Genomic DNA, 16,329 nt, shown 5'->3' on the forward strand with positions numbered 1-16,329 from the left:
ATTTCTGGGAGCACTGTTACACGAGATACCATGATTAATACTATTGAATTGGCATATAGCAATGGTGAAAAGGCAATACTCATTTCTGGTGATGAAGGCATGGGGAAAACAGTACTTCTCTCCCAGTTTCTTGAGAAAAACAAGAGCAAGAGTTTCTCACTTTTCTTAGATGTCACAAATAAACAATCGTACTTTGAGCAAAACTTAGTCCGTGATATATACAGACAAGTACATTTCAAACTCAACGGCAAAGACTGTCATAACTTTGAAACGATAAATCAGGCAGATCTGATCTCTCTTTTCTATTCATTACAAGTGGCATTACAAAAATATCAAACAGAAGCATTTTTCATTGTAGATGGGTTGGATGATATTCCTCCTGAGGATGATTACATCGTTGAAAGTTTGATGTCAGTAATGCCTTTGAGTGATAAAAATATAAAATTTTTATTCTCTACGAAATCGAAGTCTCTTGAAAAATATCTCTCAAATGTGAATTTCAAGACAGTAGAAATGATGCTGTATTCGCATCCGGAGGCTATGTCTGCGCTTCCAAAGCTATCAGCAACTGAAGTTGAAGAAGTACTGAGCGTTTACAGAGGTATCCCTGAAAGGATTGAACAGGTCAGAAGATTAATCGAGAGTGGATTAACGGTCGAAGACGTTATAACTATTCATAGTGAAAGTAACGAGAGTCTTCTGAAGGCTGAATGGCAGTCTATAGGTGAGCTCGACCAGATTAAATCTGAAATATTGCCGTTAATTGCATTCAGTGAATGCTCACTATCATTAAGTGATCTGTCTGAAATAACAGGACTTGAATCAGAAAAAATTATAGCAACCTTACAATCCATCACTTTTTTAGATTCTAGTAGTCCGGTAATTAAGTTCTTCTCTAATGCTATGAGAGACTTTGTAAGGAAACAGTTATCTAATGAAAAATCACAATCATTGAGAAAAATCATTGCCTATTGGTCAGCTCATCCAAATGATGCAAGTGCGATTACAGAAATAACATCTCATAGTCACATTTTAGGTGACTACAGTTCGGTTGTAGAGCAATTATCAAACAGTAATATTCTGACAATTTTTAATGAAACAAATAGCGTAAACGGAGTTAGCAGACAAGTGAAGCATGGGCTCAACGCCGCTTCTGAGCTAAATTCTGAACTTGATGTTTTCCGGTTTGCACATGTCCACTCCTTCATGACAGGTATGAAAACGTCGAGATTACTCGAGAGCGAACTACTGTGTCATTTAAATCAGAACGATTATGAGTCTGCACTCGGTCTGGCAATTGCTTCACGAGTCCTAGAAGAACGTCTGCATTTATTAGCAACAATAGCAACACACCAGAAACAAAAAAAGGACAGTGTTGACGAAGGTCTTAAAAAAAGGATTATGGAGGACTTCTCAAATATTAATTCAGAGTATCTGGGGGTTGATAGAACAATTGAGCTTGCTTCACGCTTATTTACGGCATTTCCAGAAGAGGCATTATCTTTGATAAATGGTGTCGATTCATTAGAACGAGGAGGTGGAAATAAAGCTGACTACGCATTTTTTAGATTTTCTTTGGAAGCTTTAAAAAATGCGTCTGGTGACGTTGATAAAATCATACAAGGGATTGAAATTAAGGAGGATAAGAAGCGAAATGCGTTGAATATACTTGGGCTGTTCAAAAAGGGAACTCCTCCGGAGAAAATAATTTCTTCTCTCTCAGGGTTTGATAAGCCAGGCGATGCCATCTATGTGTTAAGAAGTTGGATCAATGCATTTCCAGAAAGTGATGGGATATACCTTTTGGTTAAAAAATTAATTTCCCTAGTTATTTCGACTACAGACTATCATGCCAATGCATCTCTCTACGCGGATATTAGTACATCACTTAATCACATGAGAAAGCCTCAAGGGGTTGAAATACTGAATAAAATATCTCCAAGACTCGATGACCTAAAGTCGTTTGGACCTACTGTAGATTATGTGAGACTCCAGTGTAACATCTTAAAATTCGAGATAAAGCATGGTTTGTTAAAAAATAGAGACATAGAATTATATAAATTTATTTCAGAATGTATTGAGGATGCATCTATCAAGTTATCTTCTCTGACCTTGCTTTATGTTCAGTTTAACGAGTTACAAGAAAAGACAAATATCAACCTGAATACTGTTAAAGACCTTAAAGAAAATGTTTTTGAGCAAATAATTGGTAACACTGCAGATCAATATACTGCTCTAAAAGATGCTCTGCTAAACGAGTTGCAGGTGTCTTATGACAATGCAATTTCTTGGGCAAAAAGACTAAACAATCAAAGAGCCATTGATAAGGCCATTGCAATGGTCATACATGAGGCTTGTGATTTGGAGGTTGAGCTTCAAATCAGCAAAGTTGAACAGCACATCAGAAATATAAAAGACAAAGATTACAAAGCCGATACTACTATACATTTGTTTGAACACCTTTCTGAGAGTGGTATTCAAATATCAAAAGCTGATTTTCATAGATTAGTTAAGTTAAGAAATAGAATCAAAGATCATCTATCTAATACCCAGATTAATTCTTGTTTGCTCGAAATTATGAAAAAAAGTTCTCTTCAACTCGCTGAGAAAAGAGCAACAATTATTACCTCACTGGAGGAGTCTTGGGATGGACTAGATGGTAACTGGCAAAAAATCGATGTCGCTTTTGATATTCACAACAAACTATTTAAGACGGAGCCTGAGGTTGCACTTTCTTATAAAGATAGAGCTATTGACTTAAGAACTTCAGAGAACGCTGTATCAGCTTCGGAAATGTATGCGCGTGCCTACTCTATAGACCTTGCAATTCGTTCTTTATTTCAGCTATGTAAGTTCAACCTTCAATCTAATAAAGACTTAACGAACATAGTTGAACTCATATCAACTGTCCCAGGAAAAAATGTTCGTATTAGATTATTTTCAAGGCTGGCTTCTGCACTTCAACTTACAGATCACTTGAATGAGTTCCAACGGATTGTAGAGAGTTTTCTGCTTCCAGAAATTGATTCATTAGGCGATGGATATAGTCATGAGCTTTCTGTTGCTATTGTACTTTGCGGCCCCATTTTATTCTCATACAGTCAGGAAATATTTACTAGAAAGTTGGATTACATCGCTCAAGATGTAGACCGCTATGACAAGGCTCTCTATCACACTCATAAGTACCTGATTACTAAAAACCTGATTCATGATCCATATGAGCCCGTTAAGAAAAACAAATTTAAGTTATCGGCAGTAGATCTTGAGAAACATTTATTTGTTGTGAAGAAAATTCGAAAAGATACAATGGTTTACGGTGTCTTGTGGGCAATTGTGAAAAGGATCTCGCTTGGCAAAAAAAACAATGAATTTAGCAAGCCTCAGTTATCAAATTTTGCTAGTGAACTAGATAACATAATTGGTAGTGCGTTCATGAAAGATGGAGACATCCAACATGAGGGATACAAGATATGTTGTGAGGCGCTTAGACTTAGTATCCTTGGCGAAAAATCTAAAGTGATCTGGGGTAGGTTAACTGAGAGAGCTCGCCGAATACCTATTCACTCGGATAAAGTAATTGTACTTGGTGAAATCATCGAATTTATGCCGAGCTCTATGGCAGACTTCAAAAAATCCCTGCTTGATGAGGCCGTAACAGTGGTTTACGGAGTAGTGAGCAACTTGGAGCAAATATCTAGGTTCGAATATTTAGCACAGCAGGGCCAAGATTTAGATAAGTCCAGAGTGAAAAGATTCATCAAAGATGCTGTATTGTTATCTACATCAGAGGATACAAATGATTTTCATGAAAAAAGGTTAAGTCTAATTGACTCTGTTGACTCCATGGATAAGGAGTTTGCGAGTGGTTTATCAGCATTATTTGACGATGATCCAGCAAGAAAGAAAATCATTGAAAAGAATATTCAGCAAAAACAAAAAGAGAGGGAAACAAAAGATCAGTTTAGTATTTCAAGTGATGAAATCATAAAACATTCAACTTCTAGTAAATACCCCTCTCATATATGGGGGTTACTAGGGAAGATGAATGCGGCTAATCACATACCTGATAAAAAAGCTGATTACATCAAATATATCTACAGCATCTCTGATTACAAGCCTGTCGATGCATACCCTATGCTGAGTTATTACATCAATGCACTCAGCTTTACCACCTCAAACAAGCAGATGGTATCTTCAACATTTAGGCCAATTTTTGATGTGATTATTCAAGATAATCAATTATTCGCATCACTATTTGAAACACAAGCTAATATCCCGGCCAAACAGAGTCAAACTCAGTCACAAATTGTTTTCAGCCCAAATCAGTCTGAAGCTGTACTCGACTTTTTCTCTCAGTGGATCTCTAAAGATGAGAAAGAGGAGATACTAATTGTAGATCCATACTTCACCCATGAAGATCTTGACTTCGTCGGCACAGTCATAAGAAAAGATCCGAACTTCATGATACGCATCCTGACTAGTTACGCAAATATAAAGAAAATGACTAACAATACGGATGATGATGTGGCGGAGGTTATCAGAAAGTATTGGAATGAAAACATTATTTCTGACGTGATTCCTGACATAGACGTAACTTTCTGTGGACTCTCTAGTATTGGAAACATCATGCCGATTCATGACAGGTGGTGGCTAGCAAGCACAAGTGGACTTCGATTAGGTGGTTCAATCAATGGGGTTATGGGTAAAAGAATCTCTGAAATTTCAGAAATGCAACATGATGAGGTCCTGAATGTCGAGGAAAAAATAAAAGGGTATGTTAATGCTACCCAGAGAATGCACAATGATGAAAGACTGAAGTATATGAGGGTTTCGATTTAGACTTTAGTTTGCTTTAATTTCTTACAATAAACTTCTGCTAATTAACATGCCGAGAACAAAGTTCACCATGAGCTTTAAATAAACGCACTCAGACTACTTATAGTCTTTATGGTAAGGCTGCCATTCGTTAGGGCGTGGCGCTCTTTTTTTGCGTTGCCTAGCTTTGAAAAATTACTCGAGTATCCTAACTTTCGTTATACCCACAAAACTTATACGTTCGAGTGAAATTTGCTAATATGCGGCTATTGATACGGATGAAAATTGAATTTTAGGGATGAAATGATAGTCGAGTACATCGAAAGTTTATTGTTAGGAACAACTGCAAGCTCTGTTTCCGAAATAGTTTGCATATCAATTTTCATATTTTTAGCTATAGGTCTAATTTCGCTAAGGCTTGGTACTGGACGCAACTTTGTTGCCTACACACCGGCACTACTAACCACCTTAGGTATTTTTGGAACATTTGTTGGCATTGTTATTGGCCTACTGGAGTTTGATGCATCCAATATCGATGACAGCATTGAAGGTCTTCTCGCTGGGCTAAAAACAGCATTCTTAACAAGTTTGTTAGGCATCATTACATCAATACTATTCAAGATCATTCAAACTTCAGGACTGATTTCAGCAAGAGTATCTGAAGAACAACAAATTTCAGCCTCACCGGAAGAAATACTTACTTCAATTAATAAGCAACGAGAGGCAATTACAAGTTTAGTAACTGCCGTTGGCGGTGATTCAGATAGTTCCATACTGAGTCAGATCAAGCTTCTTCGTGGCGATATAAATGATAATCAGAAAATAGAAATCAATACTCAGCAAGAGATACTCGCTACCCTTGGTGTGATTTCAACCCACGTCTCCCAGCAGAGTGAAGATTTCAAGCATTTTTCAGACAAGTTATGGATCAAAATGCAGGACTTTGCAGATATGCTGTCAAAGTCGGCAACAGAGACAGTTATTGAGGCATTGAAACAAGTAATAACCGACTTCAATAACAATTTAACTGAGCAGTTTGGTGATAATTTCAAACAGTTAAATGATGCTGTTAAAGAGCTCGTAGTTTGGCAAGATAATTACAGAGTACAGATCAGCGATATGATTGAGCAGTACAAGCAAGGCGTTATTTCAATTAATGCCACTGAAGCCTCTGTGCTTGCAATTAGTAATGAGTCGAAAGTCATACCTCAAACCATGCTGGATTTGAAGCAAGTAATGGAAGTTAACCAGCACCAACTTACAGAGCTTGAGCAACATCTTGAGGCTTTTAAAGATATTCGTGATAAAGCAGTTGAAGCCGTCCCTGAAATTAGAAAGCAAATCGATGAAACTGTTTCAGCAATCTCAAAATCTGTGACTACTGCGAGTGAGCATTACTCAACATTATTATCCGAATCTGATAAATACATTCAGTCACATATTGCATCTTCAAATGAGTTGTTAGATAAGTTCGTAACAAAAACATCAGATGGTGTTGATGTAATAAGCAAAAAACTATCCGAAAGTGCAATTCAAGTTGAGAAAGTGATCACTGAGGGAGCAAATGAGTTTACTGATAAAGTTCATCAGACAAATACTAGTCTTCAAACGACAGCCGATCATTTGGATAGTCAAACGGAAGTAATAAAGAATTACCTTAAAGATGCGGTTGATGACTTGAACAACCATGTGCGAGATATGGTTAATGGTTTGGTTGAGGACTCAAAAACTTTGTCTACAACCTTAATTGAAGCTAATAAGTCACTAGTACAAGAGACTGGTTCAGTGAGAGATTCAGTTGTTGATTCAATAAATGGTATGCAGAGCAGATTTGAATCATCGCTTGATGAGCTATCTGAAGCTCAACGACGACAGATGAATAATGTTTTTTCAAACCTAGACTCAGCCTTAAAAGAGCAGGTCGGTCAATCTGGGCAAGCAGTAGAAAAGCAACTTAGCATTTTAGATCAAGCCGTTCAGCAAGAATTGAATACGGTCATGAACGGAATGGGGACGGCGCTAGGGCGTATAAGTAATCAGTTTGTACAGGATTACGGGCGGTTAACTGCTCAAATGGATCTTATTGTCAGAAAAGCTAGTTAAAAATGGCCAAGTTCAAAGCTATTTTTGGATCTGAAAATCCTGTCGTTGAAGATAGTGATTACTGGCTAACAGTGTCTGACTTGATGGCTGGCTTAATGATGGTCTTTCTATTTATCGCAATTGTATATATGCGTGATATTTCCTTGGAAAGAGATAAAATTAAGGATGTAGCAGTTGCCTACCAACAAAACCAAGTAGCAATCTATGATGCATTGAATAGTGAGTTTTCTCATGAATTGGTTTCATGGAAAGCATCTGTTGACAAGGAAACTCTATCTTTTCAATTTAATTCTCCAGAGGTCCTTTTTGACTCGGGAGATAGCAACCTGAAGTCTGAGTTTGAAGAAATATTAATCACATTTATCCCTAGATATTTGAGTGTCTTAGAGAAATTTAAAGATAGTATTGATGAAGTCCGAATTGAAGGACATACATCATCAGAGTGGGGTAATGATACACCGCCAGACGCAGCATACTTCTTGAATATGGCGCTGTCCCAAAATAGAACTCGAAGCGTCCTAAATTTTGCGTACCAAGATACTGGTTTGAGTAAGAACGAACAAAACTGGGTAAAAAAAACATTTTCGGCAGTAGGTCTTGCTTCAGCTAAAGCTAAATTAAATATAGATGGCAGCGAGAATAAAGAGCTCAGTCGCAGAGTTTCTTTCCGAGTTATAACTAATGCTGATATTCAAATAAGAAAAATTATAGAGGGTATTTAAGGATACTCACCATGAAACTCAGCGTTGATTTTAGCTTGTTACAAGATGCAGTTCGTACTATGGGAGCGGGTGAGGTTGAGTTCGACATCTCCGATGAGATTGTTCCAATACAACCTATTGATGCTCAGCTGGGCGAAGGGTTTGAAGTCAACTTTGAAGACATTGTCTTTGACGATGGGCTCGCAAGCTATCAAGGTAGGCAAGTCCTTTTATACATTAAGGATCACGGTAACAAGATATTAGATGCCTTAGATGATGGTAGCAAAGGGAAAAGATTTCATGTTGCAGATTGCAGAACACTAGATGAGATGCGTCGTAAAGGACGCTCAGAACGATATGTTGTGACGAATGATTTGAGTGGAAACTTTTCAATATCCGGACAAGATTGGAAAACACGTCGTGGTATGAAGAGAAGCGGTACTTAAGTTTGTAAAAACTGTTTGAAGTATCTCAATTACAAAGGCTTCCAAACACAGAGTCGAACACCTGATGTTTTTAATAAATTTGATATTGAAGAGTTTTTTGATGGGTATAGTTCATTTTTCAAACATTTACCATCTGGAATAGCTGACAAGATAAGTTCAGGATACGCCAGTGATTGGGATGATATTTCGAAGAAAATTAAAAGTGAATTTAATTATATTTGTCAGCAGTGTGGACTTGATTTAATCAACAATAAACGTTTACTTCATACTCATCATATAAATGGTGTCAAGCATGATAATCGAAAAGAGAACTTAAAACCGTTATGTGTTGACTGCCATAGCAAACAGCCGAATCACCAGCATTTATTCGTTAGACATGAAGATACTCAGACGATAAATCACTTGCGACGAACACAGAATTTAATCCTCAGAGATGATTGGAGTGCTGTATTCAAATTGGCAGACTCGGCTCTTCATGGTGTTGTTGATTTACTGATGGAGTATAAACTTCCAATACCGGAAGTTGGCTATGAGTTAGAAGCCTCCAATAAAACTATCACACAAATTGAATTAGCCTGGCCGGTCAGGAAAATAGGCATTGCGATTGATAAAGAGTCTGCGAGAAACGCAATCGATGAAGGCTGGGAAATTCATAGTATGCGCTATGTGCTTAATCAATTTGATTTTTTAGCTCAAAGCTTGAGGTAACAATCGAGATATTATCTGATAAAGATTAGGGGATGAAATGAGTTATTTTAAGGACGAATAAAGTGAAAAACTTTTTATCAAAGATAAACAAAGGCCTAAGACAGTTTAATGACTCAATGGATGAAGTTAATGAAAAATTAACAAAGACAGTTGAGAAAGATAAGTTAAATAAGGACTTTCTTTTAGAGTTACACAGGTTTAAATCAACAATTCAACATGTAATGACAGTGGCTGAAACACAGTGCAAGTCAGACCTTGTATACAGGGATGAGCCTGATAAAAGAAAGATATATGAACACTACCTTAAAAAGCTATCTGATCAAGTTGAAAATAATGAAATACACATAGAATTAGCCTGCTTCCCTATACAAAACTTTTCTGATGATATTTCACACTCACCATTAGCTGTTAGTCAGCGTATTGAAGAGCTCAGAGAATGTATAATCATTTTAAATGATATTGAAGGACGTATTTGTAAAGATAAGGGACTATTAGATTTAATTGACAATTTAATTGATAAACATTCATTTAAAGAGTTTTTGCATACAGAGAAAAATGCTTTAGAGACATACTCATATACTTTGACTGAATATAGTTAGAATACATCCCAACATAAACGTACCGTGTGAAGTCCAGCTTGGATCACTTTATAGTCGGGGCATGGCGTAGTGAGGTAGTACACTTGCATGAGGGCAAGGAGTCAGGCTTTAAACCGGAATGTATGGTATTGCTTGTTGCAAGCCCCCGCTACCAACTTAGATTAAGTAGAAAGCTCAAAACAGTGATTCATTGTTTTGAGCTTTTTTGCATTCAGGGCTTAGTAAATAACTCCGTAACGATTGATTGCTGCTTCTGCTTCGATAAAGTAAGACGAAACCAGCCGCCATTCTTGATGGCTATCCATAACGATATTGCAGCCCAGTGCTTGGGAGTGGCCCTGTCTTAACGCAAACATAGAGCGGCCTGCTTGCCTCACACCGGAAAAATACCGATCCACGCTCAGGTCAATGATTTTGTCGGGATGAGTGTTTACCACAAAGACGCGTAAACCACCGCGTTGTGAACAATCGCTATTGGCATCTTTATCTGGCAGTGTTTTAAACACAATAAAATTATCTGCGACGTTGTCTTCGTCCGCAGATAATGGTGTCATCAGTAGTAATGTCAACAAAAATATGGGGATTCGCATAGCACGCCTATGATTTATTCTCGAACAGAATGAAACCATTATTTAGACGTAATTTAACGATCTTGTGTTAGAGGTCAAGTTCCTGTTGATGAGGGGGCGATCTTCCCGTTGTGTATCAGATTCAGAGTCGAATTAATTTCCGGTGTAAGCATAGCTTTGAGTTGCTCTATGCTATGTTATTCTGTTAATATTCACTGTTTTCTGGAAAGCGTCAAGTCAAAGCAAGAACATTTGCTGGCCGGGATGCTTGTGACCGAGCGGTACGGATCACCGCGAACAATTTTGTAAATTCCGGGCCCCTGTATGGGGTTTTTGTTTTTCTGGAGATTTGATTTAAGCCGAAAGGCTTGATGACTAAGCTATGGCCATAACTGATCAGGTTGAACAATTAATCGAGGCTCCGATTGAGTCTTTAGGCTACGAGTTAGTAGGCGTCGAATATATTCAGGGCGGTCCTGATGCGATCTTGAGGATCTACATTGATGCCGAACAGGGCATCGGCATCGAAGACTGTGAAAAGGTAAGCCACCAGATAAGTGGTGTGCTGGATGTTGAAGAGCCAATCCGCAGTGCGTACATGTTGGAAGTTTCTTCCCCTGGGTTTGATAGACCTTTATTTAAAGCCAGAGATTTTGAACGCTTTGCAGGCGCTGAGGTAAAAATCTCGATGAAACTGCCAGTGCAGGGAAGACGAAATTTTACAGGAGTACTGCAAGGATTCAGCGACGGTGAAGTATTAATAGAAGTGGATGGTGAGATCTACGCCTTACCATTGGCAAAGTTAGCTAAAGCGCGACTTGTTGCCTAAAAAAAGCGTATTATTGGCGGTTAATAATAGAAAAGTTGGGTTGGGTTAGCGAACTGCTGAATCCACTGGGGGCGTGATGAATAACAAAGAAATTTTACTGGTTGTCGATGCCATGTCTAATGAAAAAGGCGTGAGCAAAGAAGTCATTTTTCAGGCAATCGAAGCGGCGTTGGCCATGGCGACACGTAAACGCTATGAGATGGCATTGGACGCGCATGTACAAATCGACCGTGTGACGGGCGATTATGAGACTTTTCGTCAGTGGCTGATCGTTGAAGACGATGATGAAGAAGCGCTGGAGTCAGAAGAAACACAAATCACACTCAGCGAAGCCCTTAAAAAACAAGATGATGCTGAAGTCGGCGGTTATATTCGTGAGCCGATGGAGTCAGTTGAATTTGGTCGTATTGCTGCTCAAACCGCCAAACAGGTTATCGTACAGAAAGTACGTGAAGCAGAACGCGCACAAGTTGTAGATATGTACCGCGAAAAAGTGGGACAGATGATTCACGGTACGGTTAAACGTGTTGACCGTGGCAACGTGACTCTGGACCTAGGCGGTAATGCCGAAGCATTCCTGCCACGTGAAGAAATGATTCCACGTGAAAGCTTCCGTACCGGTGACCGTATTCGTGGTTACTTAAAAGAAATCAGACCTGAAGGTCGAGGTCCACAACTGATTGTTAGTCGTATTGCCCCTGAGCTTTTGATTGAATTATTCACGCTGGAAGTACCTGAAATCAGTGATGGCATGATTGATATTAAAGGTGCAGCACGTGATCCTGGCCTGCGTGCCAAAATTGCTGTGTTAGCGAAGGAATCACGAATTGATCCAGTTGGTGCCTGTGTCGGTATGCGTGGCTCACGTGTTCAGGCTGTCACCAACGAACTGGGCGGCGAGCGTGTAGATATCATTCTATGGGATGAAGATGTTGCACGTTTTGCAATCAATGCGATGGCGCCAGCAGAAGTATTATCTATTGTTGTTGATGAAGATGCTCACAGCATGGATATCGCCGTAGAAGACGGACAACTGTCTCAGGCCATCGGTCGCAGCGGTCAAAATGTTCGTCTCGCAAGTCAGTTGACCGGGTGGGAACTGAACGTTATGTCGTCATCCGATGCTGATAAGAAAGCAGAAACCGAAATCGGTGAACTCATTCAAGACTTTATGAAAGATTTGGATGTTGACGAAGATGTCGCATTGATTCTTGCGCAGGAAGGCTTCTCGTCTTTGGAGGAAGTAGCCTACGTACCTGAACAAGAAATGCTAGATATTGAAGAATTTGACGATGATATTGTTGCCGAGCTTCGCTCCAGAGCGCGTGATGTTTTGCTGACAAGAGCCATTGCAAGTGAAGAACAATTGGAATCGGCCGAGCCAAGCCAAGAACTACTGGATATGGAAGGCATTACCAAAGATCTTGCACTGACCTTGGCAAGCAATAGCGTGACCACATTAGATGACCTCGCTGACTTAGCAGTAGACGAGTTGGTTGAAATCGGTGGCATGAAGGAAGAGCAAGCAGCAGCCTTGATTATGAAAGCAAGAGAATCATGGTTTGCTAACGAACAAACAGATGCAGGGGAGTAACCAATGAGTGACATGAGGGTTAAGGACCTAGCTGGCACAGTCGGAATTACAGCTGAACGTTTAGTGGAACAGCTAAACGAAGCGGGGATTAACGTCTCAAAGCCCGATGATCAGATCACTGAAGAACAGAAGCAAACCCTGCTGAAGTTTTTACAACAACGCCATGGTAAGGACGCTGATAGCTCATCGTCATCACCAAAGAAAATTACACTGAAACGTAAATCGGTCAGTGAAATAAAACTCGGTGGTGCGACGCGTGGTGGTAAGAGTGTTAGCGTTGAAGTACGAAAGAAACGTACCTATGTAAAACGTAGTGAAACAGAAGATGCGGCTGCAGCAGCTGAGTTGCTAAAACAAAAAGCAGCAGAAGAACAAGCAGCTGAAGTGGCACGTCAAGAAGAATTACGTCTGCAAGAAGAAGACAAACGTAAACAACTGCTGGACGAAGAAGCCCGCCGTAAGCAAGAAGCTGAAGAAGAAGCAGCGACGATCGCCGCAGCCATTGAAGCTGAAAAACAAGCAGCTGAAGAAGCAGAACGAGCTGCTGAAGAAGAAAAGAAAGCGATTGAAGCTGAGTCTAAGAATAAGAAAACGGCGGCCAAGGCTAAGAAGAAAGATGATGAACTCACGCCTTCACAGCTAGCGCACAAGAAACTGGAAGAAGCTGACGCAAAACGTCGCGCAGCTAATCGGGCGCGTATTGATGCTGAAAAAGCGTTAGAAGCTAAGAAGAAAGCACGTGAAGAGGAAGAGGCGTTAGAAAAAGAACGCGAAAAGGCAAAAGCTGCCGCTGCTGAAGCACAGGCGAAAGAACAAAAAGCGGGTGTGCGTAAAACCAAAGACGCCGAAGCAAAACATAACAAAGATAAAACTGCTCGTCGTGGTGGTCGCAAAGACGATGACTTTGAGCGTAAAGAATTGCATGTCAGTGAAGGCAAATCCGGACGTCGTAAGAAGAAAAAAGGTGGCGGTGCTGCATCAAGAGTTGCGATGAAAGACCAAGAACATGGGTTTTCAAAACCAACAGCTCCTGTCGTACACGAAGTCAGTGTGCCAGAAACCATCGGCGTGTCAGATTTAGCACAGCGTATGTCTGTCAAAGCGGGTGAGGTGATCAAGGCGCTGATGGGCCTAGGAACCATGGCCACTATCAATCAGGTTCTGGACCAAGATACTGCCGTGATTGTGGTTGAAGAAATGGGCCATGTCGCGAAACCGATCCAAGAAAATGAAGTTGAGCAAGCCTTGAAAGTCTCTGATGAAGAACTGGGTGAGCTGAAAATGCGTGCCCCTGTCGTCACAGTCATGGGCCATGTTGACCATGGTAAAACCTCATTACTTGATTACATTCGTACAACCAAAGTCACGTCTGGTGAAGCGGGTGGTATTACTCAGCACATTGGTGCTTATAAAGTACAAACCAGTCGTGGTGAAATTGCCTTCTTGGATACACCGGGCCATGCCGCCTTTACCGAAATGCGTTCACGCGGTGCGAAAGTGACCGATATCGTCATTCTGGTTGTCGCGGCTGACGATGGTGTGATGCCGCAAACGATTGAAGCGATTCAGCATGCGAAAGCAGCGGAATCTATCGTTATCGTTGCCGTAAACAAAATGGATAAGCCAGAAGCCAACCCTGATCGGGTTAAGCAAGAATTGGCTAACCATGAAGTTATTCCAGAAGACTGGGGTGGTGATGTACAGTTCGTACCTGTTTCAGCTTTAACGGGTGAAGGCGTAGAAGATTTGCTTGATGCGATTTCTCTGCAAGCTGAAGTCATGGAGCTAACAGCGCCAGAACAAGGCCCTGCGCATGGTACCGTTATTGAAGCTCGCCTTGATAAAGGCCGAGGTACGGTTGTCACCGTACTGGTTCAACAAGGTACGCTGAATAAGGGCGATATCGTGGTAGTCGGTCAGGAATATGGCCGTGTACGTGCAATGTTTAATGAAAAAGGCGAACAGCTTGATACTGCTGGCCCATCTACTCCTGTAGAGCTGCTGGGTCTGTCTGGTACACCTGCTGCTGGTGATGAGTTACAAGCAGCGCCGGATGATAAAACTGCACGTGAAATTGCTAACTTCCGTCAAACTAAAGCGCGTGAGCAGAAAATGGCTCAGCAGCAAGCGGCTAAGTTGGATGAAATGTTCAACAAGATGGAAGAGGGTGATGTTAAGACCCTGAATGTTGTCATTAAAGGTGACGTGCATGGTTCTGTTGAAGCGGTGAGTCAAGGTCTGCAAAAACTCTCTACAGCACAAGTTAAAGTACGCGTTGTTGGCTCTGGTGTGGGTGGTATTAACGAAACTGATGCCCAATTAGCCGCTGCGTCACAAGCTATTCTGATTGGCTTTAACGTCCGTGCTGATAACGCTGCACGTAAAATCATTGCCGAGAAAGGTTTGGATGTTCAATACTTCAGCATCATTTATGACTTGCTGGATGTTGTGACGAAAGCGATGACTGGTATGTTAGAACCTGTCTTTAGAGACGAAATTATTGGTCTGGCACGTGTTGATGATGTCTTTAGCTCACCTAAATTTGGCGATATCGCTGGTTGTTTGGTGATTGAGGGCGTGGTCAAACGTAGCAATCCAATTCGCGTTCTGCGTGATAACGTCGTTATCTATGAAGGTGAACTGGAATCGTTGCGTCGCTTTAAAGATGATGTCAATGAAGTTAACTCGGGTACTGAATGTGGTATCGGCGTGAAAAACTATAAAGATGTCAAACCGGGCGACCAGATCGAGGTCTTTGAACGGGTTGAAGTGAAACCGACACTATAATGGCCAGAGAATATAGTCGTACAAATCGCTTCGGCGAAGTGGTCATGCGAGAACTCGCGCTGATGCTTCAGCGCGAGATTTCTGATCCACGTATTGGTATGGTCACGGTGTCTCATGTGGATGTGACGGCGGATCTAAAATATGCCAAAGTATATGTCACACGCTTTAATGGCTTTGAATCTGAGCAAGATGTACAAGAATGTCTGCAAGGATTAAATAGTGCATCTGGTTATCTGCGTCGCGGTCTTGCTGGGCGTGTAAAACTGCGTAGCATTCCTGAGTTGCAGTTTGTCTATGACAAAAGCTTGGAGAATGGTTTCCGCATGGATGAACTCATTGCCAAAGCTAACAAACCACGTCAGGAAGACGACTAAACCGAGTCAATCTGATGGCAAGACGAAAAAAAGGCCGTGATGTGACGGGCATTCTGGTTATTGATAAACCGACCGGTCACAGTTCCAATCATATCTTGCAGCAGGTAAAACGCCTGTTTGATGCCAACAAAGCGGGTCATACCGGTAGTTTAGATCCGTTGGCGAGTGGCGTTCTGCCGGTTTGTTTAGGTGAGGCAACCAAACTTTCAGGTTACTTACTTGATGCTGACAAGCAATACGATGTGACTTGCAAACTAGGCATCACGACGGATAGCGGTGATGCAGATGGTAATATCATTGCCGAGCAAGCGATTCCTGTTTTTGATGAAATTCAGCTAAACGCCATTCTGAAAACGTTTATTGGTGAGCAGGATCAAGTGCCACCGATGTTTTCAGCATTGAAGCATCAGGGCCAACCCTTATATAAGTTGGCGCGTCAAGGGATTGAAATTGAACGTAAATCACGTCGAATTACGATCTACGATATTCAATTACAGCACTTTGATAGCAGTAGTTTTACACTCACAGTGCGTTGCAGCAAAGGCACCTATATCCGTACCTTAGTTGAAGATATTAGCCATACTATAGGTACAGGTGGGCATGTCACGATGCTACGGCGTACGGCAGTAGCGGGCTACTCCTTAACTGATTCGGTTTCATTGGAAACCTTACAGACAACACGAGAGCAGGGCGAACTCACTGATTTAGATAAGCAGCTTACTGCTGCAGAAGATGCCTTACCTGATTGGCCCTCGATAACATTAGATGAAGCGGGCTGTAAGCAATTAAGTTTTGGTCAGTCTG

12 protein-coding genes are annotated in these 16,329 nt (G+C 40.9%); 11 read left to right on the forward strand and 1 reads right to left on the reverse strand.

From position 1 onward, the window contains the following. The first annotated feature begins 30 nt into the window (after positions 1-30). From MDMS009_RS04895 to MDMS009_RS04915, 6 genes are all read left to right on the forward strand, one after another. Positions 31-4,839, forward strand: coding sequence for an ATP-binding protein (locus tag MDMS009_RS04895; protein WP_043887934.1), 4,809 nt, complete (start codon positions 31-33; stop codon positions 4,837-4,839). Between the two features lie 279 nt (positions 4,840-5,118). After that, complete coding sequence (locus MDMS009_RS04900) at positions 5,119-6,918, forward strand: MotA/TolQ/ExbB proton channel family protein (RefSeq protein ID WP_008290566.1); 1,800 nt, start codon at positions 5,119-5,121, stop codon at positions 6,916-6,918. Between the two features lie 2 nt (positions 6,919-6,920). Next, positions 6,921-7,640: an OmpA family protein gene (locus MDMS009_RS04905; RefSeq protein ID WP_043887935.1), complete on the forward strand. Its 720-nt coding sequence runs from the start codon at positions 6,921-6,923 to the stop codon at positions 7,638-7,640. Between the two features lie 11 nt (positions 7,641-7,651). Beyond that, entirely contained in the window at positions 7,652-8,065 is a 414-nt protein-coding gene (locus tag MDMS009_RS16430; RefSeq protein WP_008290585.1) for a hypothetical protein, read from the forward strand. A gap of 15 nt (positions 8,066-8,080) precedes the next feature. Then, the gene (locus tag MDMS009_RS16435; RefSeq protein ID WP_008290684.1) at positions 8,081-8,773 is read left to right on the forward strand and encodes an HNH endonuclease; all 693 of its coding nucleotides are present in this window, start codon (positions 8,081-8,083) and stop codon (positions 8,771-8,773) included. Between the two features lie 62 nt (positions 8,774-8,835). Further along, a complete protein-coding gene (locus MDMS009_RS04915) occupies positions 8,836-9,372 on the forward strand; it encodes a hypothetical protein (RefSeq protein ID WP_043887936.1) in 537 nt (178 codons plus the stop codon). Between the two features lie 218 nt (positions 9,373-9,590). On the opposite strand, the gene MDMS009_RS04920 is transcribed toward MDMS009_RS04915, so the two are convergent. Then, positions 9,591-9,926: a hypothetical protein gene (locus MDMS009_RS04920; RefSeq protein ID WP_237700482.1), complete on the reverse strand. Its 336-nt coding sequence runs from the start codon at positions 9,924-9,926 to the stop codon at positions 9,591-9,593. A 397-nt stretch (positions 9,927-10,323) separates the two neighbouring features. On the opposite strand from MDMS009_RS04920, the gene rimP reads away from it, so the two are divergent. From rimP to truB, 5 genes are all read left to right on the forward strand, one after another. After that, positions 10,324-10,770, forward strand: a complete 447-nt coding sequence (gene rimP / locus MDMS009_RS04925; protein WP_008290640.1) for a ribosome maturation factor RimP — start codon at positions 10,324-10,326, stop codon at positions 10,768-10,770. A gap of 76 nt (positions 10,771-10,846) precedes the next feature. Next, entirely contained in the window at positions 10,847-12,364 is a 1,518-nt protein-coding gene (gene nusA / locus MDMS009_RS04930) for a transcription termination factor NusA (protein ID WP_008290657.1), read from the forward strand. 3 nt (positions 12,365-12,367) lie between these two features. Next, positions 12,368-15,151 carry a translation initiation factor IF-2 gene (gene infB, locus MDMS009_RS04935; RefSeq protein ID WP_008290660.1) on the forward strand — a complete coding sequence of 928 codons (2,784 nt, stop codon included), beginning with the start codon at positions 12,368-12,370 and terminating at the stop codon, positions 15,149-15,151. Beyond that, positions 15,151-15,525: a 30S ribosome-binding factor RbfA gene (gene rbfA / locus MDMS009_RS04940; protein ID WP_008290613.1), complete on the forward strand. Its 375-nt coding sequence runs from the start codon at positions 15,151-15,153 to the stop codon at positions 15,523-15,525. The genes infB and rbfA overlap by 1 nt, the downstream gene beginning before the upstream one ends. A 14-nt stretch (positions 15,526-15,539) precedes the next feature. Beyond that, on the forward strand, positions 15,540-16,329 hold a 790-nt coding region (gene truB / locus MDMS009_RS04945; protein ID WP_008290678.1), incomplete at its 3' end, for a tRNA pseudouridine(55) synthase TruB.

Source organism: Methylophaga thiooxydans DMS010 (assembly GCF_000156355.1).
GTDB lineage: Bacteria > Pseudomonadota > Gammaproteobacteria > Nitrosococcales > Methylophagaceae > Methylophaga > Methylophaga thiooxydans.

What these genes read in the sequence shown, in the direction of transcription:
- MDMS009_RS04895 (WP_043887934.1), top strand. Translation starts at nt 31, where the DNA reads ATGATTAATACTATTGAATTGGCATATAGCAATGGTGAAAAGGCAATA.
- MDMS009_RS04900 (WP_008290566.1), top strand. Translation starts at nt 5,119, where the DNA reads ATGATAGTCGAGTACATCGAAAGTTTATTGTTAGGAACAACTGCAAGC.
- MDMS009_RS04905 (WP_043887935.1), top strand. Translation starts at nt 6,921, where the DNA reads ATGGCCAAGTTCAAAGCTATTTTTGGATCTGAAAATCCTGTCGTTGAA.
- MDMS009_RS16430 (WP_008290585.1), top strand. Translation starts at nt 7,652, where the DNA reads ATGAAACTCAGCGTTGATTTTAGCTTGTTACAAGATGCAGTTCGTACT.
- MDMS009_RS04920 (WP_237700482.1), bottom strand. Translation starts at nt 9,926, where the DNA reads ATGACACCATTATCTGCGGACGAAGACAACGTCGCAGATAATTTTATT.
- rimP (WP_008290640.1), top strand. Translation starts at nt 10,324, where the DNA reads ATGGCCATAACTGATCAGGTTGAACAATTAATCGAGGCTCCGATTGAG.
- nusA (WP_008290657.1), top strand. Translation starts at nt 10,847, where the DNA reads ATGAATAACAAAGAAATTTTACTGGTTGTCGATGCCATGTCTAATGAA.
- infB (WP_008290660.1), top strand. Translation starts at nt 12,368, where the DNA reads ATGAGTGACATGAGGGTTAAGGACCTAGCTGGCACAGTCGGAATTACA.
- rbfA (WP_008290613.1), top strand. Translation starts at nt 15,151, where the DNA reads ATGGCCAGAGAATATAGTCGTACAAATCGCTTCGGCGAAGTGGTCATG.